A 19,357-nucleotide genomic window follows, 5' to 3' on the forward strand; every position below is an offset into this window, starting at 1 on the left:
GGAGTTTCGCTCGAAAGAAGATTATTGAAGCGCCAGAGAGCGCTCATTGGCCGCCAGTTCGCGGCCCTTCGCGTACGCATGCTGAATGGCTGGACGCGCCTTGAGGCGTTCGCGCCAGGCACTAAAGATCGATCATGCGTAAGCCTTGATCGACGGCGCCATTTGCGAGGCGTTGTAATTGAGAATGCGTCCGTCGGTCTCAACGCCATAGCGACCGTTGAGGGACTCCAGCGGCAGACCGTAGAGATGGAAATGCAAGGTCGCCTGCTCACCCTCGACGCGAATGCCGTGCAAGTCTTCACCGAGGAACGAGATCGACGTGCCGGGTTGCACGATCACTTCCTTTTCCAGGTGCAAGGTGGTGAACCCGGATTCGCGACCTTCGTCGTCACGGCGGTAAACGTAGTTGATCTCCTGGCCCTCGACGGCGCTGATGATCGCCCAGGTTTCGTGGTTGTGCGGGATCGTACTTTTGCCCGGCAACAGCGAGTTCAGGTACAGCGTTGGCGTATCGCCGTCGTCATTCAAACGGTAGCGAAACGCGGTACTGCCCTGCCCCGGCACCGGCGCCGGGAATTCGTCGAAATTGAACAGATCACGGCGCTCGGCCAGGGCTTCGAGCAGGGCAACGATTTCCACCAGCGCGGCACGGTCGACGCCGCGTTGATTGATGACGCGGATTTTCTTCAGGAAATCCTCGATGACGACGGCACGGTTAACGGTACTCATGAACAGGCTCCTCGGTATTAGACGGACAGGCTGTAGCGACCCAGGTTGGTCAGCAGGTAAGGGTCGTTGGCGACAACAGGACGGCGCCCCGGATCACCCGATGCATGGCGCAGGAACTCCCGGGTGCGCTCGCTGGTCGGGTGCTGAAAAATCTGAGCGGCGCTGCCGTGCTCAACGATCACGCCGTTTTCGGTGAAATAGACGATGTCGCTGATCTCTTCGGCGAAACGCATCTCGTGGGTGACCAGCACGCAAGTCATCCCTTCTTCGGTCAACTCGCGAATCACCGTCAGCACCTCGCCGACGGTTTCCGGGTCAAGGGCGGACGTCACTTCATCGAACAGAATCAGTTCCGGTCGCATCGCCAGCGCCCGGGCAATTGCCACACGTTGTTGCTGGCCCCCGGACAGTTGTCCCGGATAGGCATCAGCCTTGTGCTCCATGCGCACTTTGGCCAGCAAGGCACGTGCCTCTTTTTCGGCATCGACCCGGCTGCGCCCCAACACCTTGCGCGGTGCTATCACCAGGTTCTCCAATACCGACAAATGCGGGAACAGGTTGTACTGCTGGAATACAAAACCCACGCGCTTGCGCAATTCGATGCGCTGGGCTTCCTGGGCCAGGGTGTGAACCTCGGTGGCACCGACGCGGATGGTGCCGCGCTGCGCCTGCAACAGCCCGGTGATACAGCGCAGGATGGTCGACTTGCCAGAGCCCGACGGGCCGATGATCGACACCGCCTGCCCCCGATGCACGTCGAGGTCGATGCCGTTGAGCACCGGGTTACTGCCAAACGACAGGTGCAGATCGCGCAGGCTCACCAGCGGCTCAGCGACGGTTTCAATAGAAGGCATAACGTCGCTCCAGGCGTTGGGTGAGACGGGAAATCGGGTAGCAGTAAGCGAAGAACAGCACCAGCAGGCTCAGGTAGATCACTACAGTGAAACCGGTCATGTTCACGGTGTTGCTGGCAATCTGTGCGGTGTCGATCACATCATGCACGCCCACCAGAGAGGCCAGCGCAGTGCCCATGGTGATCACCGCATACAGGTTCATCCACGGTGGCAACATGCGCTTGAAGCACTGCGGCAGAATGATCGATCGGAATATTTGCCCCCGGGTAAAAGCCAGCGAGCGTGCGGCCTCCCATTGAGTGCTGGGGATCGAAGCGATGGCGCCACGGAAGATTTCCGCAACGTTGGCACTCGCCGGCAAGGCCAGGCCGATCGTCACTTTGACCCAGTCCGGAAACGACACGTGAGCGCTACCGATGTGGATCTCGAACGGGAACACGTAGGTAGTGAAATAGATCAGCACCAGCCAGGGTACATTGCGGAAAATCTGCACCCAGATCCGCGCAGGCAGACTCATAAGACGTAGCGGCGACAACCCCAGCGCCCCAACCAGCAACCCCAGCAGCGAGCCCAATGCGATCGCGACCAGGCTGATTAGAATGTTCTGACCAAAGCCTGCGACCAGTGCCGGCGACCATTGCAGCAACGCCTTTAACACCGGACTTTGCGGGGCGAACCACACCAACCAGAGCACGATGCAGACCAACAGCAGAAGTTTGCCGACATGCCGGCGCGGCCAGGCCACCGGTACGGTGACGGACGATTCAATGGCCATAGCCAGGCATCCTCAGGTGCGCTTCAAGGTAGCGCCCCACGCAATTGACAATAAAACTCAGCAGACCGAAAAAGCTCAGGATCAGAATCATCAGTTCCAGAACGTTATCGCTCTGCGTCCAGATCATGATCGACGCGTAGGTGATGTCTGCGACGGCAATCGCCGAGGCGACGGCGGTCATCTTCACCAGGTCGATCAGGTTGTTGATCAGCGAAGGCAAAGCGAACCGCAGCGCCAGCGGCAGTTGCACGTTCCATAGCAACTGACGGCTGCTGAATGCCAACGAACTGGCCGCCTCCAGCGTCACCGCCGGTACAGCCTCGATACCGGCGCGCAGGGCCTCGGCATGGAAAGCGCCCTTGTGCAACGAGATCACGATCACCACCCAGGCGAACGGCGTCAGTGGGTTTGCTGCACCAACGGCTTGAGTGAGCAACATGTTCAATACGAGGAACGCGCAATACAGCTGCACCAGGGTCGGCGTGTTGCGGGTGACTTCGACGAATACCCGCGCTGGTTTTTCCAGCCACGGATTGCCCGTCGTCAGCATCGCCGCCAGGCCGATCCCGGCGAGCAAACTGCCGACGATGGTAAACAGGCACAACCACATCGTGGTCAACGCACCCTGCACCACGCTGCCGCGTTGATAGGCGTCCAGCAGGAAGTTGTAGTTCAGACCGAACCCGGCAGCCCAGTGGACGAAAAGTTCCAACCAATGACTCATGCTTCGCCCCGTAATTGCGCGCAGGCCCGGGCAATGCGACGTCTGGCTTCAGCGACGCTATTGATCGCGGTGGACAGGCGAAACCAGGACGACAATGCAACAACGCTGGCCAGGCACAGTGAGGTCAGGTTTTTAGTGGAAAAATGACGGTTCATGCGCGACTACCTTGAATAGCCGTCGCGCGATGCGGCGGCGTATTGAATACGACGAGGTGAATCAGGCGCCGTTGACCTGGAACTGCTTTTGCAGCTCCACCAGCGCAGGTGACGCGGGGGTGATGTGATTGCGGGTCTGGGCTTCGATCAACCAGCCGCTGCGGTGCAGTTCCTTGACGATCGGGTCGAGCTTGGCCTGGATGTCACTTTCACCACGACGCGTCCAGATCACCGACGGCGCCGGGTTAAGCTCCGGACTGATGGCGCGATAGCCTTGCCATTCGGTGTTGTCGGCGATTAACGGATTGATCAGTGTGGCGTCATGTACTGCCGCAACGCAGTTGTTGCCACGCAGTGCTAACAAAGACTCGGACGAACTTTTGAATGCCTTCAACTCAGCGCCCAACTCGGTGAGCGGCTTGACGTAGCTGCTGCCTTGAGAGGTGCACACCGGTTGCCCTTTCAGGTCTTCCCAGCGGGTGATCTTGCTATCCTTGAGTACCGCTGCGGTACCGCCAACCCGGTAAAACGGTGTCGGCACAAAGCCGAGAATCTCACCGCGCTCTGCCGTCCATTCCATATTGGCGATCAGCAAATCGACCTTACCCTGCTGCAGAAACTGCACGCGGTTGGCCGGCAATACCGGCACCAGTTGCACCTCAGCACCCAACTGCCGACCCAGTTCTTGAGCGAGCTCTACATTCAGACCACGCGGCTTCTGTGTGGCAGGATCGATCCCGCCAAAGGGGCCACCCGACAGCAGCACGCCAACCACAACCACATGACGCTGCTCGATCTTATCCAGCGTCGCGTCAGCCTGGGCAGCAGTGTTGGCGGCTAGTGAGATCAAGGCACCCAACATCATGGGCAATAAACGTTTTACAGGCGCGCGCTCGAACAACATGGATTTCCCCTCATTAATGATCGGCAAAACCCCGATCTGATGAGTGGGCATCCTGCGTACAGCGCCGAGGTAACGGAAATACAAATATCTAATATCGTTATAACTCAGGTGCTGTCACTTTTTAGATAAACGCTTATAAGCCTACGTTTACTGGTCTATGCGAGCTCCCGGAAAAATAAATTTCTCCGAACACATAAAGATATGTAATGTTTATGTTCGCACCCTTAATGTAAAAAGCAGCCGCCATGTCGACCCTCGATCTCGAACTACTGCGCACCTTCATTGCCGTAGTCGATCAGCACAGCTTTGCCGAGGCCGGTGTGCAACTGGCCCGCACACAATCGTCGGTCACTCAGCACATGCAACGCCTGGAGCAACAGGTCGGGGTCAGCCTGTTCGAAAAACGCGGGCGGCAAAAGCAGCTCACGGAAGCCGGGCAGCAGTTGCTACGCCATGCCCGGCAGATGCTTTCGCTCAACGATGACGCGCTGAACTCCTTGCGCGAAAGCAGCTTGAGCGGCGTGCTGCGCATTGGCTCTCCCCATGACATCGCCGACACCATCCTGCCACCGATTCTCAGTCACATCGCGCGTTCGGCGCCACGTTTGCGCCTGGAAATCGACGTCGGCCGAAGCCCGTTTCTCATGGACGACCTGCACCGTGGCAAGGTCGATATGGTGATTTCCACTCGCGAAGACCCCAATCTGGAAGGTTTTGCCTTACGCACCTCACCGGTATGGTGGATTTGTTCTGCGCAGTACCTTCACAACCCCGGCGAACCCTTGCCGTTGATCCTGGTGGATGAACCCAGTATCTATCGGCGATACGCTCTTGAGGCTCTCGAACGCGCCAATATTCCTTGGCGCCAGGCTTATCTGGCGTCGAACCTGATTGGTATCAAGGCGGCGACCCGCGCAGGTCTTGGCGTCACTGCCAGAAGCATGGAAATGTTAGGCCCGGATATGCGGGTGCTGGGTGAAAGCGATGGTTTGCCCCGTCTGCCGGACGTCACCTATCACCTTTGGATTCGGCCCAATACTATTAATCCTCTGGTGCGTCGGGCTTATGAGTTAATTCGCAGCAGTCGCGGGCATTAAATGCCGATTTACGAATTGGGTCGAGCAACGCGGATCAGGTGACGTCGCCGACAATGTGCGCGGGGCTCTGGCCGCTCTCGACCGAAACGAAGAGTTCATCAACATGACGCTCGCAGTGCTCATGACACCTGAGTGTTCTGGTCGTCCGCTTCACCGTGGATGATGCGAGTCGAGCAGGTAAATCAGTCGTGGCTAAATTGAGGCCTCACTGCTTCAAGTAGAGCTGGTGTCACCAGCAGCTTGAAGCGTCCCCGTCCAGCACTACCTGGATTGAGATAAAGCTGTTCATCGCGCCACTCAATCGTGGCTCAGGTGGACGAGCTGAACAGTGATGGACGCGGGTCACGCGAGCTTGATGGCTCCGCCCTGGATATCGTCCCGCGCCATTCGCAAGTCATTGGCATCCTGGTTGAGCCGATGAATCAGGTTGAGCAATCGTTGGCGCAACACCTCATCCTGGAGTTGCTCAGCAGCACGCATCACATCAAGCGCCGCAGCCTCATTGTTGGTGGCAACGGCGTCGAGCAGTTTGCGCATGCTTCTTGATGGCCGATTCATCTCCAACCCTCCCAGGTTTCGGTGACGCGAATCATATGGCCGGAATGTTTCGTCAGTGTTTCAACTGCACGAACTGGCTTTGAGTTACCGGCTTCGGCTGATGTGACGCTAGCTTAAGGAGCGCCCTCTGAGGGTTCGATTACCCTTGCGTGATAAAGCTAAGCCGCCCGCTCCAGGGCGTCCAGCAAGCCAACAAACTCCAGCGAAAGCTTATGGCGAGGGGCCAAATGGATGATGGGAACTGACACTTCGTGAGATTCACGCATCTTGACGGAGCTGCTCAGATAGACCGGTAGCACTGGCAAGCCTTCGGCCAGCAACTCATTCACTAGAGATTGGTGTAGGCCGGTATGCCCGGTGAACTGGTTGACCACCACCCCTTCCACTTTCAGTGACTCATTGTGATCAAGACGTAGCTCTTCTACCTGTGCGATGACGCTGTACATCGCCTGACGTGAAAAGTTGTCGCAATCGAATGGAATCAGCAACCGATCTGCAGCCACCAGCGCGCTGAATGTGTAGAAGTTTAGCGACGGAGGCGTATCGATATAGATGCGCTCATAATCCTCGGACAATTCAACTAGTAGCTTACGCAGCTTGTTGATCTTGAATTTGCGCTCGAGTTTTGACTGGAGGTCTGACAGTTCAGGGCTGGCAGTGACCAGGTGAAAGTTGTCGTAATGAGTCTCGGTGATGGCCACTCGATTTCTTCTACCCTCGAAGCCGCTGGACAAGGTTTGTTTGAAGAAGTCGGCTATGCCTGCGGGAATATGCTCATTGATCAAACCCGTGAGGTAGTAAGTCGAATTTGCCTGGGGATCGAGATCAACCAGCAGCGTTCGATAGCCTTCGGCAGCACTCACGGCGGCAAGATTGCAGGCAATGCTGGATTTTCCAACGCCCCCTTTCTGATTGAATACGACACGACGCATAGGGGTTGCTCATCCATGAAAAGGCCAAAGGCCAACTGAGGTAAAGTGTAAGGAGTCGTGTCAATTCTATGACCGTAACATTACAGTTTTACGACAGTGATTGGCCGAAGCTGCGGTCTAGAGCGTTTGACTGCCAACACAAGGTGGCAGCAATAGACTCTCGCGGATGAGCAATCCCCAATCTGGCGCCTCAATATTGGGCTTCGACCCTCTGGCGCGCTACTACAAGCCGGGCCTTGTCCGAATGAGCGAATACACCAATCAGCGTCAGGTTCTACCGCTGAGTGAGGCACGTGAGCGTGAAGACGCCGGATTGAAATGTGGTGCGAGGCTCGATTGAAGCCTCGCTGAAGCTTAGGCAGGTTTGAAACAGTACGCAGCTAGCTTGTTACCGTCGAGGTCTCGGGCGTAAGCGGCATAGGCGTTGGGTGCCCAGCCTCGGGGCCCCGGCGCACCTTCGTCGGTGCCGCCACTGGCCAATGCTGCGGCGTGGAACGCGTCAATGGCGGATCGATCCGGTGCTTCAAAGCTGACGGTGACACCGTTGCCCACGCTGGCAGGAGCGCCGTTGGCCGGTTTCAGCACGAAGAAGGACGGGGCGTTCTGCCCCCAGATTGAGCCATTGTCATCAAGATCAGCAATGCGCTTTTGGCCCAGCGTACCCAGTACATGGTCGTAAAAATCGCGCGCTTTTTGCAGATCGTTGGTACCGACAGTGACGTGAGTGAAGATGGTCATCTTAATGTTCTCTTTGGTAGAAATGCTGTGGGTGGGTATTGCAGTTTCACCAGGGCGAGACTCACCCCGGCGGCCATCGCCAAGCCGGTTGAGTCAGCGATCGAAATGGATAACGGTGCGAATGCTCTTGCCTTCGTGCATCAGGTCGAAGGCCTTGTTGATGTCATCCAGACCCATGGTGTGAGTGATGAAGGTATCCAGCGGGATCTCACCCTGTTGAGACTTCTCGACATAGCTGGGCAGCTCGCTGCGACCTTTCACGCCACCAAAGGCCGAGCCGCGCCAGACGCGGCCGGTTACCAGCTGGAACGGCCGGGTGCTGATTTCCTGACCGGCGCCAGCGACGCCGATAATCACCGACTCACCCCAACCCTTATGGCAACACTCCAGGGCTGCCCGCATCAGGTTGACGTTGCCAATGCATTCAAACGAGTAGTCCACGCCTCCCTCGGTCAGCTCGACGATCACATCCTGGATCGGCTTGTGATAATTTTTGGGGTTGATGAAATCGGTGGCGCCCAATTGCCGGGCGATCTCGAACTTCGCAGGGTTGATATCGATTGCGATTATTCGACCGGCCTTGGCCATGGTGGCGCCGATGATGGCTGCCAGGCCGATGCCGCCAAGACCGAAGATCGCCACGCTGGCGCCCTCTTCTACCTTGGCTGTGTTGAGCACCGCGCCAATGCCGGTCGTGACACCGCAACCGAGCAGGCAAACCTTATCCAAAGGAGCGTCCTTCGGAATTTTCGCTAGCGATATCTCCGGCAACACCGTGTATTCGGAAAACGTCGAGGTACCCATGTAGTGAAAAATGGGGCGGCCCTGGTAGGAAAAGCGGCTGGTACCATCTGGCATCAGGCCTTTACCTTGAGTCGTACGAATTTTCTGACACAGGTTGGTCTTGCCGGACGTGCAGAATCTGCACTCCCCGCATTCAGGGGTGTAAAGCGGGATCACATGATCGCCCACCACGACTGAGGTCACACCCTCCCCCACGGCCTCGACGATACCGCCGCCTTCGTGGCCGAGAATGACAGGGAAGATACCTTCGGGATCAGCACCGGACAGGGTAAATGCATCGGTATGGCAGACACCGGTCGCGATGATGCGTACCAGCACCTCGCCGGGTTGCGGTGCAGCCACATCGACTTCGACAATTTGCAGGGGCTGGTTAGCGGCAAAGGCCACGGCAGCACGTGATTTGATCATATTCGTAATTCCCGGGCGCAAAGAGGCACCGTCTCTTCGTAGAAACAAGAAAAATCAGCAGTGAGCGAGTGTTTACGCAGGTCGCGTCAGTGACGTGGCAATGGTCAGGGCTTCCTTGCCCCAAGAGTTGATTAGAGCGTTGCGTCGATTTTTTTTGCGACGGATTCATCGACCCAGGCATGCCAGACTTCCGGGTGTTCCTTAAGAAATATTCTCGCCAGCTTAGGAGACTCGATGCGCTCCTTGGTCATCCTCGCCAGGTTCTGATTCAACAGACCGATGGGAATATTGACTTTTTCCAGTACGGCCACCAGTTCAGGGGCCTGTTCATGAAATGTCTTGGAGAGTCCGACCATGGTGATGACGTCTTTGTTGGATCCGGTCTTTTCTTCCAGTCTTATCGCGTCAATCTGGCCCATCAGCGGCGTCGGTGACCAGTAGTAGAACAGCACCGGTTCACCGCGTTTGTAGCTGGACAGGACTGCCGCATCCAGGGCCGCACCGGTGCCTGGACGGAAATTCGTGAAGGTGTTTTCAAGACCATATTCTTTGAGCATCTCGGTATTGTCCTGCTCACAAATCCAACCAGCCGGACAGTTGTAGAAACGGCCTTTGGACGGTTCCTCCGAATCTTTGAAAATACCCGGGTACTTGCTCAGGTCGGAAACAGTCTTGAGGTCAGGTGCCGGTGCTGGCCTGTTGCGTTTGGCATCTCCCTCCACGACATATCGCGGCACATACCAGCCTTGAGTCGCACCAATGATCGGTGCACCGACCCCGACGACCTTTCCGGCTGCCGCAGCCTTCTTCCAGACTTCGCTGCGCTCCATCCACTCTTCGCCAAATACCTGAATATCGTTGCTGGCCAGGGCGGTCTCAAGAATGATGGTGTTTCCCACCAACTGGTCGGTTGCACAACCGTAGCCCTCCTTGAGCACGATCATCATGATGTCGGTGAGAAGCATCCCGCTCTCCCAATTCAGACCGGCGAATTTCACCGACTTGCCCGACTCGCACCATCCCGAGGCCTGGCTTGAAGCACTACCAACGAGCAAGCCCAGGGTCAGTAACGAGGCCAGCACACTCTTCCTGTTTTTCATGATCAGACGCTCCGAAATTATTATTGGGGGCAGCGAGCTGTTGCGTGCACACACGAGGCGAACGAGACCAACGGATCCAGCGTGGACAGGTAGTGTGCAAACACGTGAAGCGAAGGAGTGAATCAATTGCTTTTATTGTTATTGGGACAACTTAAACCAATGGGTCAGTGGAGGTACGTCCGTAAAACAATTGACGGGCGTAGGCGCTGAACTCGACATTGGGCTGATCCACGTAGGCAAATACAGCGTTGAGCCTCAGCCTGTCTCCCACCACCGGCGTCACACGATGCAATGAGTAGCGGCCGCGAAACAATGTCAGGGTTCCAGGCACTTGAGGCAGCACTTCTATCTGCTGTGTTGCGGGGTTATCCAGAAATCCCCTGACCGCCTCATAGCAATCGTCTGCTTCATTGCGCAGCATGCGCACGTACTCGAAATCGCCACCTGAATCAGCCGCCTGGAGCGACAGCGTGACGCTGAAATCGGAGCGATCAAAGTGCCAACCCAGTTGTTGCCCCACGGTAAATCCCTGGAGGTTCAGGGCAGCCAGCGGATCAGCATGGCGGTAGAGCGCATCCAGCCCCAACACGTCTCTGATGAACGACAGCACCGCGTCCGATTCGTAGATCTGTCGAATCATATGCTCACCCGGAATATCGGCGTAAGCGACGGTATCTTTTTCGGTTTTCATCAGGCGCCGCAGGGGATGCCCGGCATCAACGCTTTCTTCCTGCGGCTTGAAGTAAACCGTATGGTTTTCGCGGAAATGGAACATCCGTGGATGCAGCGCAAGCGTTTGTTCCGCCATCGCGTCAACCGGTTCATCACGGACAAAACCCGGGAAGATCGCAACGCCTTCCTGTTCCAGCAGTGATTGGCTACGGGCAACCAACGCCAGGTAGTCCGGGTGGGTTCGATCAGTAATCGGATAGCGTTTGAGGTCGACGATATCGCCCAGGGTTGGCGCAGGTGTGAGAGAAAGCAGGGTCATGATTGTTGTTCTCCGGTGGCTCTTGCTGGATGCAGATTGCATCCACACAGAAAACAAGTCACGCTCATATTTTTCCGCGATTTTGTGAATTATTTTCAGGTCGATATTTATGAGACTCACCCTGGATCACCTTGTAATGCTGCAAACCTTGTCGGAAGTCGATTCCGTAACGGCCGTTGCCGAGCGTCTATGGCTCACGCCTTCAGCGGTCAGTCATCGCATGCGGGAGGCGGAGCGGCGGCTAGGCGTGAGTCTTACAGAACGATCTGGCGGAAAACTGAGACTTAGCCCCGCGGGTGTGCGTCTGCAACGAGCCGCCCAAGACATCATTGCGATACTTAACGAAGCAGAGTCCGAGGCGCGATCCATGGCTGGAGGGGTCACAGCGTTCGTGCGTATGGGCGTTACGTCCTATGGCCCGTTTCGCTGGATTCCAAAATTCATCAAGCATTACTCAAGTCTTCGCCCGGATATCGAAATTACCCTGGTGACCGTGCCTCGTAACGACGTGTACGCGAGCCTGATGCAAGGACGGCTTGATGTGTCCATTATCGATGACGGCATGGTGCCTAGCGGTGTCGCCAAGTTGCCGCTGTTCCGCGACGACTTAATCGCGATCATGGCCACTGACCATCCCCTTGCGGGAAGGGAAAACATCTACGCCGAGGACTTCAAGACTTACAACCTGGTGACCTACTCAACCGATCGCGCAAGCGGCTGGGAATATGACCGCTTCTTCGCGCCGGCAAGTATTTTGCCGCGCCGTATGATCACCGTAGAGTTGATCGAAGCCATCGTCGAGCTCGTGCGGTCAGGGTATGGAATCAGCATATTGCAACGCGATTTGGTAACCCCCAGCCTGGAGCGTGGCGAGCTTGCATGGGCCGCCCTGAATGAGGGCCTGGATATCGCCTGGAACGCTATTATTCGTCCCTCCGAAGCCGAGGGTAGCGAAGTCAATCAAATGGTGACGGAGCTCAGCAACTGGATTAAATATGCGGAAAAATCTGTTGTATCGGACTGACCGCCTCCCTCCGCAAGGTCAACCATTGAACAAAAACTTCAATATCGCCTACGAAGCCACGCCTACTAGCCAGTGCGTCGACTAAGCAACCACCACAATCACAATAATGGTGACCACAAGTCTTACCGTAGAGGCTGGATAGCCGTCTTCCTGTTTTCATTGGCCATGATCAACTACATGGATCGCATCGCTCTATCCATTGCGGCCAAACCTATCGCAGAGGAATTTCATCTGACGTCAGTGGGGTGGGCTACCTGTTCTCATCCTTCATTTGGAGCTATGCCCTGTTCCTGATTCCTGTCGGCCTGCTGATCGACAAATTTGGAGTCAAACGCGTGGGTGGGTTTGGTATTTTCATATGGTCGCTGGCAACAGCGCTCACTGGCGCAGCTTCAAGCTTTGCCAGCCTGCTGACAGCACGATTGGTAATGGGTACAGGTGAATCAGTGAGCAATCCTGTTGGCGCCAAGGTCATTCGAGAATGGATACCCAGCACCGAACGCGGCATGATCACCGCTATTTTCAACAGTGGGTCGTATGCCGGCCCTGCCATTTGCTCCTTGGTGCTAGCAGCCCTTGTCGCGGCTTTCGGCTGGCGCATGTCTTTCGTCATTGCCGGTAGCATCGGTTTTGCTACCGGCTATGTGATCAGTGCCACCGGTAGCTACAATTGGGCATTTGGTATCGCCGGGGGACTCTTCGTAACGGGCGCACTAGTAATCCTGTCGATGACAAGAAAGCCAATGATTCCGAAGGAGCGTCTGCCTTCTTTAGTGGTAATAGCAGTCCAGGCGTCATAGATGTGAGCGTCTATTGCTGGCCCTCCAACCTTGTTTTGAAAGGCTCCCTTTTGTACCCAAACCAAACTCGTTTGGTCAGCCAGCACGCGATGCTAGCCGAACCATAGCCCGACAGCAGCGCTGAGATACCTTACTGCCAAGTAGACGCTTACCCCATCGCTCATTGATGGAATCCAGCACGCTCATGAGCTTTTCAGTAGTGACCGGTTGTGAGATGGAAAAAAGGTCATCCGTGTATTCACCTTTTGGGCAAAGACTGAGCAGGTGTACCTCTGCATTGCTGTACTTGAACCCTGGTCGGAACACTTGGTCATCAACGATGACTATCGTCAACCTATAAAAGATCTGCCCATGCCCCTAACCCTTGTAGCGTAGAGCGTTGGCTACAAGGGCGAAGGCTGGCAAGGACTGCCTCCGGCTTGGGTAGTAAAGGTGATATCCCGGAAAAGTCGGCGACCAGTCCTCAAGAACACGGATTAACCGACCATCCTCGACATAGGTCTGGACAAGATCCTCCGGCGCATACGCCAGCCCGTATCCTTCCAGAGCGGCGGCCATTGTCTGGGGTGAGGTGTTAAAGATCATCTGCCCAGACACCTGAACATGCAGTGCCTTACCCGCCTTGGAAAACTCCCAGGCATACAGGCCACCATGAGTTGGCAACCGCAGGTTCGCGCAGTTATGGGTGGTCAGATCCTGGGGAACTTGTGGCTTTTCACGATGGGCAAAGTAACTCGGCGCGCCTACGACAGCCATGCGAAAGTCAGGGGAAATCCTGACTGCGATCATGTCTTTTGCCACCTGATCGCCTATCCGCACCCCCGCGTCATAACGTTCAGCGACGATATCGATCAACCCGTAGCCGATGTTGATCTCCAGGGTGAGGTCGGGATATTCCGGCAGCAACCTGGAGAGTTTCGGCCAGAGAATAGTGGATGCGGCATGGTCGTGGGACGTTATCCGAATAGTCCCTGATGGCTTGTCGCGCAACTCTCCCAACGCGGCGACTTCGGCTTCTATTCCCTCGTAGTAAGGCACAAGGCTGGCGAGCAAACGCTCGCCGGCTTCGGTCGGCGACGCCCCGCGTGTGGTGCGGGTCAACAAGCGGATTCCGAGACGCTCTTCAAGACTACGGATGCTATGGCTGATAGCGGATTGGGACACACCCAGATGGGCCGCGGCCCTGGTGAAACTGCGCTCGCGCGCAACGGTGATGAACACCGCAAGGCTGTTGAAATCGCTCTGCGCCATGATGAATTTATCTCATACCGGTTATCGCAGTATGCCACTTCTTGAATGGATCAGATCTTTTTAAAGTAGCTGCATCCCCAATAACCAAACAGTTTGTGGGTTGGTTTCCAATACCCTCAAAGGAGATGGATGATGCAAAAGCGCAAAATCGGCAGCAACGGCCTCGAAGTTTCAGCCATTGGCCTGGGCTGCATGGGTCTGACGTTCGGATATGGCCCCGCCACTGACAAAGCGGACGCAATCAAACTCATCAGGGCGGCCTTTGAGCGTGGTGTCACCCTCTTCGATTCGGCAGAAGCCTATGGGCAAGTCAACGAAGAAATGGTGGGCGAAGCCGTTCAACCATTTCGCGAGCAGATCGTCATCGCGACAAAATTCGGTTTTAAGGACGGCAATCCCGCCGCTGGGCTGGACAGTCGACCTGAGCGCATCCGTCAGGTGGCGGAAGAATCACTCAAGCGCCTGAAGACCGACTGCATTGACCTGTTTTACCAACATCGCTTCGATCCCAATGTCCCTATGGAAGATGTTGCCGGGGCCGTGCGCGACCTCATCACCGAGGGCAAGGTCAAATACTTTGGCATGTGTGAAGCTGGCGTAGACGCTATCCGTCGTGCCCATGCAGTGCAGCCGCTGTCGGCACTTCAAAGTGAGTATTCGATGTTCACCCGTGAGCCGGAACTGGAAATAATCCCAACTCTCGAAGCGCTCGGGATTGGATTCATTCCCTTCAGCCCGTTGGGCAAAGGGTTCCTGACCGGGAAAATAGATGCCGGTACGACGTTCTCTAGCGGTGATGTACGGAATAATCTGCCTCGATTTGCTGATGGTGCCCGCGAGGCCAACCACCATCTCGTCGCCCTGATCGGTGAAATCGCCCAGCGCAAGCAAGCAACCCCGGCCCAGATTGCATTGGCCTGGCTGCTGGCACAAAAGCCGTGGATTGCGCCTATCCCCGGTACAACCAAGCTGCATCGCCTTGAAGAGAACGTAGGCGGAGCAACCGTGCAATTGACCGCAGAAGACCTTCGTGAACTCGGTGAGGTTCTGGCCAAGGTGCCTGTACAAGGTGAGCGTTACAACGCGCAGATGATGAAAACCATCAACCGTTAAGCGTTCTTCAGCGCCTGACGGTGTTTCTTCAGGGGCACCGTCACGCGCTCGTTTCCCACTATTCACCTACACGAGCGATCAATCACTATGAAGTCAGACGAAGCGAACTTCGCCGTACCGGCATTTGCACGCTACACCCAGGACGTGCTTCTGGAAGAGATATGGCAGCGTCCGCAATTGCTGCCCCGGGATCGCAGCATCGTGACCGTTGCCGCCTTGATTGCGCGGCATCAGCCAGCCGAAATGGCTCACCAATTCGATTTGGCATTGAACAATGGTGTTACGCCCACCGAACTGAGTGAAGTCATCACTCATTTGGCATTCTATTCAGGCTGGGGCAATGCCACATTGGCGGCATCCATCGCCAAAGACGTATTTGAGACTCGCGATATCGCGCCAACCGCATTGGCGGATGTACAGGACAACTTGCTCCCAGTTGACGACGCCTTTGAGCAGATGCGCGTGACGGCGGTAGAACAGATGATCGGCCCTGCATTCGAAGCGCTTGCAGGCTACACCACTTCGGTGCTTTTCCATGACCTCTGGCTGCGCCCGGCACTGACTCCCCGTGATCGCAGCCTGGTCACGGTTGCAGCCCTGGTTGCAGTGGGGCAAGCCGCTCAAATCCCTTTTCATGTGAACAAAGCCATGGATAACGGCCTGACCCAAATTCAGGCCGCTGAAATCATTACGCATCTAGCCTTCTACGCCGGCTGGCCGAACGCAATGTCGGCGGCAGCCATCGCCAAAGGAGTATTCGAAAAACGCTCCGAGTAAATCGTTTGGCAAATCTGGCGCTGTACGTCGAATGACCGGCAGTGAATCGGTTACTTAGCGCCCGCAAAGGGTTCCTTTACATCCAGGGTAAGAACATGCAAAGCACCAAATCCGAAGAGCGGCACATCATCTGCGAGCTTCGCTGCGATGATTGCAACACCGAGCGGGTCAAAACGTTGATCCTGCAATTTGTCGAACCGGCAAGAGCGGAACCCGGTTGCCTGTATTACGACCTCTATCAGAGTTTAGAGGCACCCAATACGTTTTACATTATCGATGGCTGGACAAACCAGCAGGCTGTCGAAGACCACGCTGGCAACCAACATGTCGCCAGCGTTATGGATGAACTACGTCCACTGCTCACTTTTGGCCCCGTCATTACGCTCAATGCACGGGTAAGCGACTGAGGTCAACCGAGCTTAAGTGGTGGACGCGGGTCACGCGAGCTTGATGGTTCCGCCTGGATATCGTCCCGCGCCATTCGCAGGTCATTGGCATCCTGGTTGAGCCGATGAATCAGGTTGAGCAATCGTTGGCGCAACACCTCATCCTGGAGTTGCTCAGCAGCACGCATCACATCAAGCGCCGCAGCCTCATTGTTGGTGGCAACGGCGTCGAGCAGTTTGCGCATGCTTCTTGATGGCCGATTCATCTCCAACCCTCCCAGGTTTCGGTGACGCGAATCATATGGCCGGAATGTTTCGTCAGTGTTTCAGCTGCTCGAACAAGTTATGAATCACCGACTCTTGTCGAAGGGGGCTCGGCAAGCGTGTTCAAGATCAGAGCTGAAGTATTTTCTCGACGAATTACTGAATTGAACTCACAAGGCCGCGCGTTTTTGAAGGACTAATCATCAAGCGCCTCTCACCGTAGAGTGGAATCACACCATTGCAGGAAAATGAAAATGACAGATGTAACCGTAGTAATCGGTGCTGGTTCAATTGGCCAAGCCATCGCTCGGCGCGTGAGCGCTGGCAAACATGTATTGCTTGCCGATCTGCGGCAAGCAACTGTTGATGCAGCCGCGAAAGTTTTGAGCGATGCAGGTTTTGAAGTCACCACGTCCAAGGTTGATATCGCGTCCCGCGAGTCTGTCCAGGCACTCGTCGCCCTTGCTGCAAGCATTGGTGACATTACCGGAGTCATCCACGCAGCAGGTATTTCTCCATCTCAGGCTGCACCTGCCACCATTCTCCTGGTCGACCTGTATGGCACCGCTTTAGTGCTGGAGCTATTTGGAGATGTAATCGCAAAAGGTGGTTCGGCAATCGTCATCGCCTCGCAGTCAGGTCACCGCTTGCCGGCGCTCACCACCGAACAGAACAAAGCCTTGGCGTTAACCCCGACTGAAGATCTTCTTGCTTTACCGATGCTACAGCCCGAGCTAGTAACCGATCCCCTGAACGCCTATCAGATATCCAAACGTGGCAACTCTCTGCGTGTGGCTGCGCAAGCCGTTCGATGGGGAAAGCGTGGGGCGCGTGTTAACACGATCAGCCCTGGCATTATCTTCACGCCTTTGGCCCGGGATGAACTCAATGGCCCGCGTGGGGATGGGTACCGCCGCATGATCGAATCGTCCGCAGCCAAGCGCGGCGGTACGCCCGATGAAGTGGGTGCGGTCGCTGCTCTTCTTATGGGCCCTGAAGGGACGTTCATCACCGGCAGCGACATCCTTATGGACGGCGGCGTTACCGCTCAATACTTGTATGGCGATGACCAGTAGCGCCACAGGCCAGCAGGAGTGGTTTCATTGTTGCTGGCGTGCCCACTCGCGCACCGCTTCCGCGAACATCCGCAAGGCCATAGGCGGGTGCCGATTAGCTGGGTAGTAGAGACATGCGCCGGCATAGTAAGGGCCCCAGTCAGGCAGCAGATGGACCAGGCGCCCGGCCTGCAAATGTTCCTCGGCCTGATGCTCAGGTACCCACGCAATACCAATGCCCGCCAAAGCAGACTCTATCATCAGGTTGATGTTATCCATGGTCATGGGCCCGTCGACATCGATGCTGGCTGATCTGCCCAGATGATCGAGATCCCAACGAAACAGCGCGCCGCTGGCAAAGCGAAACCGGATGCATCGATGAGCCTTGAGGTCGTGTGGTGCTTTGGGCGCCGGATGCCGACTGAGGTACTCGGGCGAAGCCACTGCAGCAAATCGCACATCGGGGCCGAAGCGCACCGCGATCATGTCGCGTGGAACATCGTCAAACAGCCGAATGCCCGCATCGAACCCATCGGCGACGATATCGACCAAGCGGCCTTCAGCCACACACTCGATATGGATCTGCGGATTGTCCTGGAGAAATTGGGGCATAACGTGGCGGATCAAAAGTTTGAATGACGATTCGGATGCACTCAGTCGTATCAGACCTGAGGGGGTATTGCGCTCTGACGTGACGTCGTTGACCGCACATTCGAGTTCGCCCAACAGTGGCTGCACTCGCAAGAAAAGTTGCTCCCCCGCCTCGGTCAAGGCGACTGAGCGGGTTGTCCGATTGAACAAGCGAAGTTCAAGGCGCGATTCTAGCCCGCGCATTGAATGGCTCAGTGCCGAGGCCGAAACACCCAGCATCCTGGCAGCACCGCTGAAACTGCGTTGTTCAGCGATGGCTACAAATGCGGTCAATTCAGGAAGGCCAGCACGGATCATTAGTGAATTCTCCTCAACTCCCCATGAAGCAGAGCGCCAATTGTTGAATTCGGCACAGAGCACGCAAGTCGAGCTCGCTAGCGCGACAAGGATGATTATCACTCGATAGTGCAGCAGGTCATCGGCATTGAGCCAGGACAAAGTTCAGCTCGTAACCCCTGCCAGTCGACCAGATGCTTTTACTGAGAAATACGCGATAACCATTGAACGCATCTTCGAAGGGCTTGCCCTGACCTACTCGCTTGGCCATGTCAGCGGGCGCCTCCCCCACCAGGTTGGTGACCATCTGAGTGCAGACATCCGCCAAGACTTTGGTGTCCTTCGCTGCGTGGCCGGTTTGATTGACGTTGAGGTCGATGACCTGATCGGTGAAATCAAACTTTTGACATAGCCGCTCGCACCTTGCAGTCGCTCCAAACCCCACGCATCAGCTCCTTCAACATCAATGCCTCAGCCCAGCGATCCGTGATGTCACGCCCGTCAGCCCCTGTTATCGCATAAGGTGGCGGGCCGAGTTCACAGGTGAAGGACAGGCTGGCGGGTGTGTTCCGGCGGGCCAGCCAATCCTCGATCCCGTAGCGCCACCAGCCCAGGAATCGGTCCAGCCAGGGTCGATGCTGGGCGAAGCTCAAGGGCACCTGAACCTGTTCGCCGTTGGCGACCCGGCCGTGAAAGCCCCAACTGTGGCGAAGGATGGTAAGGATCTGTTCGTCGTCTTCAGCGGTAGCCGACTCAGGTAATTCCCGGCCCACGACGTAGTGGGACAAGTCAGCCAACAGTTTGAGGTCGGGCATTTGCGCGAGAATGTCGAGAGTGAACAGCAGGTCGCTGGTGAGGCGATAACGGTGGGTTTCCAGCAGGATCGGAAAGTCCACCTGCTCGGCCAGACGCTGCCAGCCTTCGATCAGTTCAATGGCTTGCGCCAGCGTACGCGGCCGGACGTCTGCCTGTAGCGTGAGGTGGTGGCAGC

The 19,357-nt window shown here is 56.2% G+C and carries 25 protein-coding genes and 2 pseudogenes; 9 read left to right on the forward strand and 18 right to left on the reverse strand.

Translation table 11 applies throughout. From position 1 onward, the window contains the following. Positions 1-21: 21 nt before the first annotated feature. From PMI29_RS32940 to PMI29_RS07120, 7 genes and pseudogenes are all read right to left on the reverse strand, one after another. Positions 22-120, reverse strand: a pseudogene (locus tag PMI29_RS32940) (thiol:disulfide oxidoreductase); the annotation flags it as partial. Between the two features lie 12 nt (positions 121-132). Continuing rightward, on the reverse strand, positions 133-729 hold the full coding sequence (locus PMI29_RS07140) for a hypothetical protein (protein ID WP_008001687.1): 597 nt from the start codon (positions 727-729) through the stop codon (positions 133-135). A gap of 17 nt (positions 730-746) precedes the next feature. Beyond that, entirely contained in the window at positions 747-1,583 is an 837-nt protein-coding gene (locus PMI29_RS07135; RefSeq protein ID WP_008001689.1) for an amino acid ABC transporter ATP-binding protein, read from the reverse strand. After that, positions 1,570-2,358, reverse strand: coding sequence for an amino acid ABC transporter permease (locus PMI29_RS07130; protein ID WP_008001691.1), 789 nt, complete (start codon positions 2,356-2,358; stop codon positions 1,570-1,572). The genes PMI29_RS07135 and PMI29_RS07130 overlap by 14 nt, the downstream gene beginning before the upstream one ends. Next, positions 2,348-3,082, reverse strand: a complete 735-nt coding sequence (locus PMI29_RS07125; protein ID WP_008001693.1) for an amino acid ABC transporter permease — start codon at positions 3,080-3,082, stop codon at positions 2,348-2,350. The genes PMI29_RS07130 and PMI29_RS07125 overlap by 11 nt, the downstream gene beginning before the upstream one ends. Then, positions 3,079-3,237 (reverse strand): hypothetical protein, encoded by a 159-nt coding sequence (locus tag PMI29_RS32090; RefSeq protein ID WP_008001695.1) that lies wholly within the window; start codon positions 3,235-3,237, stop codon positions 3,079-3,081. The genes PMI29_RS07125 and PMI29_RS32090 overlap by 4 nt, the downstream gene beginning before the upstream one ends. A gap of 61 nt (positions 3,238-3,298) precedes the next feature. Beyond that, a complete protein-coding gene (locus tag PMI29_RS07120; RefSeq protein ID WP_008001696.1) occupies positions 3,299-4,141 on the reverse strand; it encodes a transporter substrate-binding domain-containing protein in 843 nt (280 codons plus the stop codon). A 245-nt stretch (positions 4,142-4,386) separates the two neighbouring features. Between PMI29_RS07120 and PMI29_RS07115 the strand changes: the two genes are divergently transcribed. After that, positions 4,387-5,238 (forward strand): LysR substrate-binding domain-containing protein, encoded by an 852-nt coding sequence (locus tag PMI29_RS07115; RefSeq protein ID WP_008001698.1) that lies wholly within the window; start codon positions 4,387-4,389, stop codon positions 5,236-5,238. 150 nt (positions 5,239-5,388) lie between these two features. Here PMI29_RS07115 and PMI29_RS32735 read toward each other — a convergent pair. The 3 genes and pseudogenes from PMI29_RS32735 to PMI29_RS07105 all read right to left on the reverse strand — a co-directional run. Further along, positions 5,389-5,540: pseudogene (locus PMI29_RS32735) on the reverse strand (metallophosphoesterase family protein); the annotation flags it as partial. Positions 5,541-5,580: 40 nt separating this feature from the next. Then, positions 5,581-5,796, reverse strand: a complete 216-nt coding sequence (locus PMI29_RS07110) for a hypothetical protein (protein WP_008001700.1) — start codon at positions 5,794-5,796, stop codon at positions 5,581-5,583. A 158-nt stretch (positions 5,797-5,954) separates the two neighbouring features. Continuing rightward, positions 5,955-6,728, reverse strand: a complete 774-nt coding sequence (locus PMI29_RS07105; protein WP_008001703.1) for a ParA family protein — start codon at positions 6,726-6,728, stop codon at positions 5,955-5,957. 166 nt (positions 6,729-6,894) lie between these two features. On the opposite strand from PMI29_RS07105, the gene PMI29_RS32095 reads away from it, so the two are divergent. Beyond that, positions 6,895-7,068 carry a hypothetical protein gene (locus PMI29_RS32095; RefSeq protein WP_157221376.1) on the forward strand — a complete coding sequence of 58 codons (174 nt, stop codon included), beginning with the start codon at positions 6,895-6,897 and terminating at the stop codon, positions 7,066-7,068. 14 nt (positions 7,069-7,082) lie between these two features. On the opposite strand, the gene PMI29_RS07100 is transcribed toward PMI29_RS32095, so the two are convergent. From PMI29_RS07100 to PMI29_RS07085, 4 genes are all read right to left on the reverse strand, one after another. Further along, positions 7,083-7,466 (reverse strand): VOC family protein, encoded by a 384-nt coding sequence (locus PMI29_RS07100; RefSeq protein ID WP_008001705.1) that lies wholly within the window; start codon positions 7,464-7,466, stop codon positions 7,083-7,085. 93 nt (positions 7,467-7,559) lie between these two features. Continuing rightward, complete coding sequence (locus PMI29_RS07095) at positions 7,560-8,678, reverse strand: S-(hydroxymethyl)glutathione dehydrogenase/class III alcohol dehydrogenase (RefSeq protein WP_008001707.1); 1,119 nt, start codon at positions 8,676-8,678, stop codon at positions 7,560-7,562. Positions 8,679-8,809: 131 nt separating this feature from the next. Then, positions 8,810-9,778, reverse strand: coding sequence for an ABC transporter substrate-binding protein (locus PMI29_RS07090; RefSeq protein ID WP_008001709.1), 969 nt, complete (start codon positions 9,776-9,778; stop codon positions 8,810-8,812). Positions 9,779-9,929: 151 nt separating this feature from the next. After that, a complete protein-coding gene (locus PMI29_RS07085; protein WP_238541679.1) occupies positions 9,930-10,889 on the reverse strand; it encodes a HalD/BesD family halogenase in 960 nt (319 codons plus the stop codon). Between PMI29_RS07085 and PMI29_RS07080 the strand changes: the two genes are divergently transcribed. Then, the gene (locus PMI29_RS07080) at positions 10,879-11,793 is read left to right on the forward strand and encodes a LysR family transcriptional regulator (protein ID WP_008001714.1); all 915 of its coding nucleotides are present in this window, start codon (positions 10,879-10,881) and stop codon (positions 11,791-11,793) included. The genes PMI29_RS07085 and PMI29_RS07080 overlap by 11 nt on opposite strands. Before the next feature lie 245 nt (positions 11,794-12,038). Then, positions 12,039-12,593, forward strand: a complete 555-nt coding sequence (locus PMI29_RS0130375; RefSeq protein WP_008001716.1) for an MFS transporter — start codon at positions 12,039-12,041, stop codon at positions 12,591-12,593. A 357-nt stretch (positions 12,594-12,950) separates the two neighbouring features. Here PMI29_RS0130375 and PMI29_RS07075 read toward each other — a convergent pair whose 3' ends face one another. Next, positions 12,951-13,844 (reverse strand): LysR family transcriptional regulator, encoded by an 894-nt coding sequence (locus PMI29_RS07075; RefSeq protein ID WP_007991134.1) that lies wholly within the window; start codon positions 13,842-13,844, stop codon positions 12,951-12,953. A gap of 132 nt (positions 13,845-13,976) precedes the next feature. On the opposite strand from PMI29_RS07075, the gene PMI29_RS07070 reads away from it, so the two are divergent. The 3 genes from PMI29_RS07070 (at position 13,977) to PMI29_RS07060 (ending at position 16,141) form a co-directional block, all read left to right on the forward strand. Then, complete coding sequence (locus PMI29_RS07070; RefSeq protein ID WP_008001718.1) at positions 13,977-14,957, forward strand: aldo/keto reductase; 981 nt, start codon at positions 13,977-13,979, stop codon at positions 14,955-14,957. Between the two features lie 87 nt (positions 14,958-15,044). Continuing rightward, entirely contained in the window at positions 15,045-15,734 is a 690-nt protein-coding gene (locus PMI29_RS07065) for a carboxymuconolactone decarboxylase family protein (protein ID WP_008001719.1), read from the forward strand. A 95-nt stretch (positions 15,735-15,829) separates the two neighbouring features. Beyond that, on the forward strand, positions 15,830-16,141 hold the full coding sequence (locus PMI29_RS07060) for a putative quinol monooxygenase (RefSeq protein WP_008001722.1): 312 nt from the start codon (positions 15,830-15,832) through the stop codon (positions 16,139-16,141). 2 nt (positions 16,142-16,143) lie between these two features. Here the strand turns inward: PMI29_RS07060 and PMI29_RS0130380 are convergent, their stop codons facing one another. Next, on the reverse strand, positions 16,144-16,386 hold the full coding sequence (locus tag PMI29_RS0130380) for a hypothetical protein (RefSeq protein ID WP_008001724.1): 243 nt from the start codon (positions 16,384-16,386) through the stop codon (positions 16,144-16,146). 252 nt (positions 16,387-16,638) lie between these two features. Between PMI29_RS0130380 and PMI29_RS07055 the strand changes: the two genes are divergently transcribed. Next, positions 16,639-17,460, forward strand: a complete 822-nt coding sequence (locus tag PMI29_RS07055) for an SDR family oxidoreductase (RefSeq protein WP_008001726.1) — start codon at positions 16,639-16,641, stop codon at positions 17,458-17,460. Between the two features lie 24 nt (positions 17,461-17,484). Here the strand turns inward: PMI29_RS07055 and PMI29_RS07050 are convergent, their stop codons facing one another. Then, complete coding sequence (locus PMI29_RS07050; RefSeq protein WP_008001728.1) at positions 17,485-18,387, reverse strand: LysR family transcriptional regulator; 903 nt, start codon at positions 18,385-18,387, stop codon at positions 17,485-17,487. A gap of 127 nt (positions 18,388-18,514) precedes the next feature. Between PMI29_RS07050 and PMI29_RS32100 the strand changes: the two genes are divergently transcribed. Then, positions 18,515-18,778: a hypothetical protein gene (locus PMI29_RS32100; protein WP_157221377.1), complete on the forward strand. Its 264-nt coding sequence runs from the start codon at positions 18,515-18,517 to the stop codon at positions 18,776-18,778. Here the strand turns inward: PMI29_RS32100 and PMI29_RS07040 are convergent. Then, a partial coding sequence (locus PMI29_RS07040; RefSeq protein WP_008001732.1) for a hypothetical protein occupies positions 18,762-19,357 on the reverse strand: 596 nt, incomplete at its 5' end. The two genes, PMI29_RS32100 and PMI29_RS07040, sit on opposite strands and share 17 nt — an antisense overlap.

Source organism: Pseudomonas sp. GM49, assembly GCF_000282355.1.
Taxonomy (GTDB): domain Bacteria; phylum Pseudomonadota; class Gammaproteobacteria; order Pseudomonadales; family Pseudomonadaceae; genus Aquipseudomonas.

Excerpts from the sequence above, each read along its gene's own strand:
- PMI29_RS07140 (WP_008001687.1), bottom strand. The coding sequence starts at position 729 with ATGAGTACCGTTAACCGTGCCGTCGTCATCGAGGATTTCCTGAAGAAA.
- PMI29_RS07135 (WP_008001689.1), bottom strand. The coding sequence starts at position 1,583 with ATGCCTTCTATTGAAACCGTCGCTGAGCCGCTGGTGAGCCTGCGCGAT.
- PMI29_RS07130 (WP_008001691.1), bottom strand. The coding sequence starts at position 2,358 with ATGGCCATTGAATCGTCCGTCACCGTACCGGTGGCCTGGCCGCGCCGG.
- PMI29_RS07125 (WP_008001693.1), bottom strand. The coding sequence starts at position 3,082 with ATGAGTCATTGGTTGGAACTTTTCGTCCACTGGGCTGCCGGGTTCGGT.
- PMI29_RS32090 (WP_008001695.1), bottom strand. The coding sequence starts at position 3,237 with ATGAACCGTCATTTTTCCACTAAAAACCTGACCTCACTGTGCCTGGCC.
- PMI29_RS07120 (WP_008001696.1), bottom strand. The coding sequence starts at position 4,141 with ATGTTGTTCGAGCGCGCGCCTGTAAAACGTTTATTGCCCATGATGTTG.
- PMI29_RS07115 (WP_008001698.1), top strand. The coding sequence starts at position 4,387 with ATGTCGACCCTCGATCTCGAACTACTGCGCACCTTCATTGCCGTAGTC.
- PMI29_RS07110 (WP_008001700.1), bottom strand. The coding sequence starts at position 5,796 with ATGAATCGGCCATCAAGAAGCATGCGCAAACTGCTCGACGCCGTTGCC.
- PMI29_RS07105 (WP_008001703.1), bottom strand. The coding sequence starts at position 6,728 with ATGCGTCGTGTCGTATTCAATCAGAAAGGGGGCGTTGGAAAATCCAGC.
- PMI29_RS32095 (WP_157221376.1), top strand. The coding sequence starts at position 6,895 with ATGAGCAATCCCCAATCTGGCGCCTCAATATTGGGCTTCGACCCTCTG.
- PMI29_RS07100 (WP_008001705.1), bottom strand. The coding sequence starts at position 7,466 with ATGACCATCTTCACTCACGTCACTGTCGGTACCAACGATCTGCAAAAA.
- PMI29_RS07095 (WP_008001707.1), bottom strand. The coding sequence starts at position 8,678 with ATGATCAAATCACGTGCTGCCGTGGCCTTTGCCGCTAACCAGCCCCTG.
- PMI29_RS07090 (WP_008001709.1), bottom strand. The coding sequence starts at position 9,778 with ATGAAAAACAGGAAGAGTGTGCTGGCCTCGTTACTGACCCTGGGCTTG.
- PMI29_RS07080 (WP_008001714.1), top strand. The coding sequence starts at position 10,879 with ATGAGACTCACCCTGGATCACCTTGTAATGCTGCAAACCTTGTCGGAA.
- PMI29_RS07075 (WP_007991134.1), bottom strand. The coding sequence starts at position 13,844 with ATGGCGCAGAGCGATTTCAACAGCCTTGCGGTGTTCATCACCGTTGCG.
- PMI29_RS07070 (WP_008001718.1), top strand. The coding sequence starts at position 13,977 with ATGCAAAAGCGCAAAATCGGCAGCAACGGCCTCGAAGTTTCAGCCATT.
- PMI29_RS07065 (WP_008001719.1), top strand. The coding sequence starts at position 15,045 with ATGAAGTCAGACGAAGCGAACTTCGCCGTACCGGCATTTGCACGCTAC.
- PMI29_RS07060 (WP_008001722.1), top strand. The coding sequence starts at position 15,830 with ATGCAAAGCACCAAATCCGAAGAGCGGCACATCATCTGCGAGCTTCGC.
- PMI29_RS0130380 (WP_008001724.1), bottom strand. The coding sequence starts at position 16,386 with ATGAATCGGCCATCAAGAAGCATGCGCAAACTGCTCGACGCCGTTGCC.
- PMI29_RS07055 (WP_008001726.1), top strand. The coding sequence starts at position 16,639 with ATGACAGATGTAACCGTAGTAATCGGTGCTGGTTCAATTGGCCAAGCC.
- PMI29_RS07050 (WP_008001728.1), bottom strand. The coding sequence starts at position 18,387 with ATGATCCGTGCTGGCCTTCCTGAATTGACCGCATTTGTAGCCATCGCT.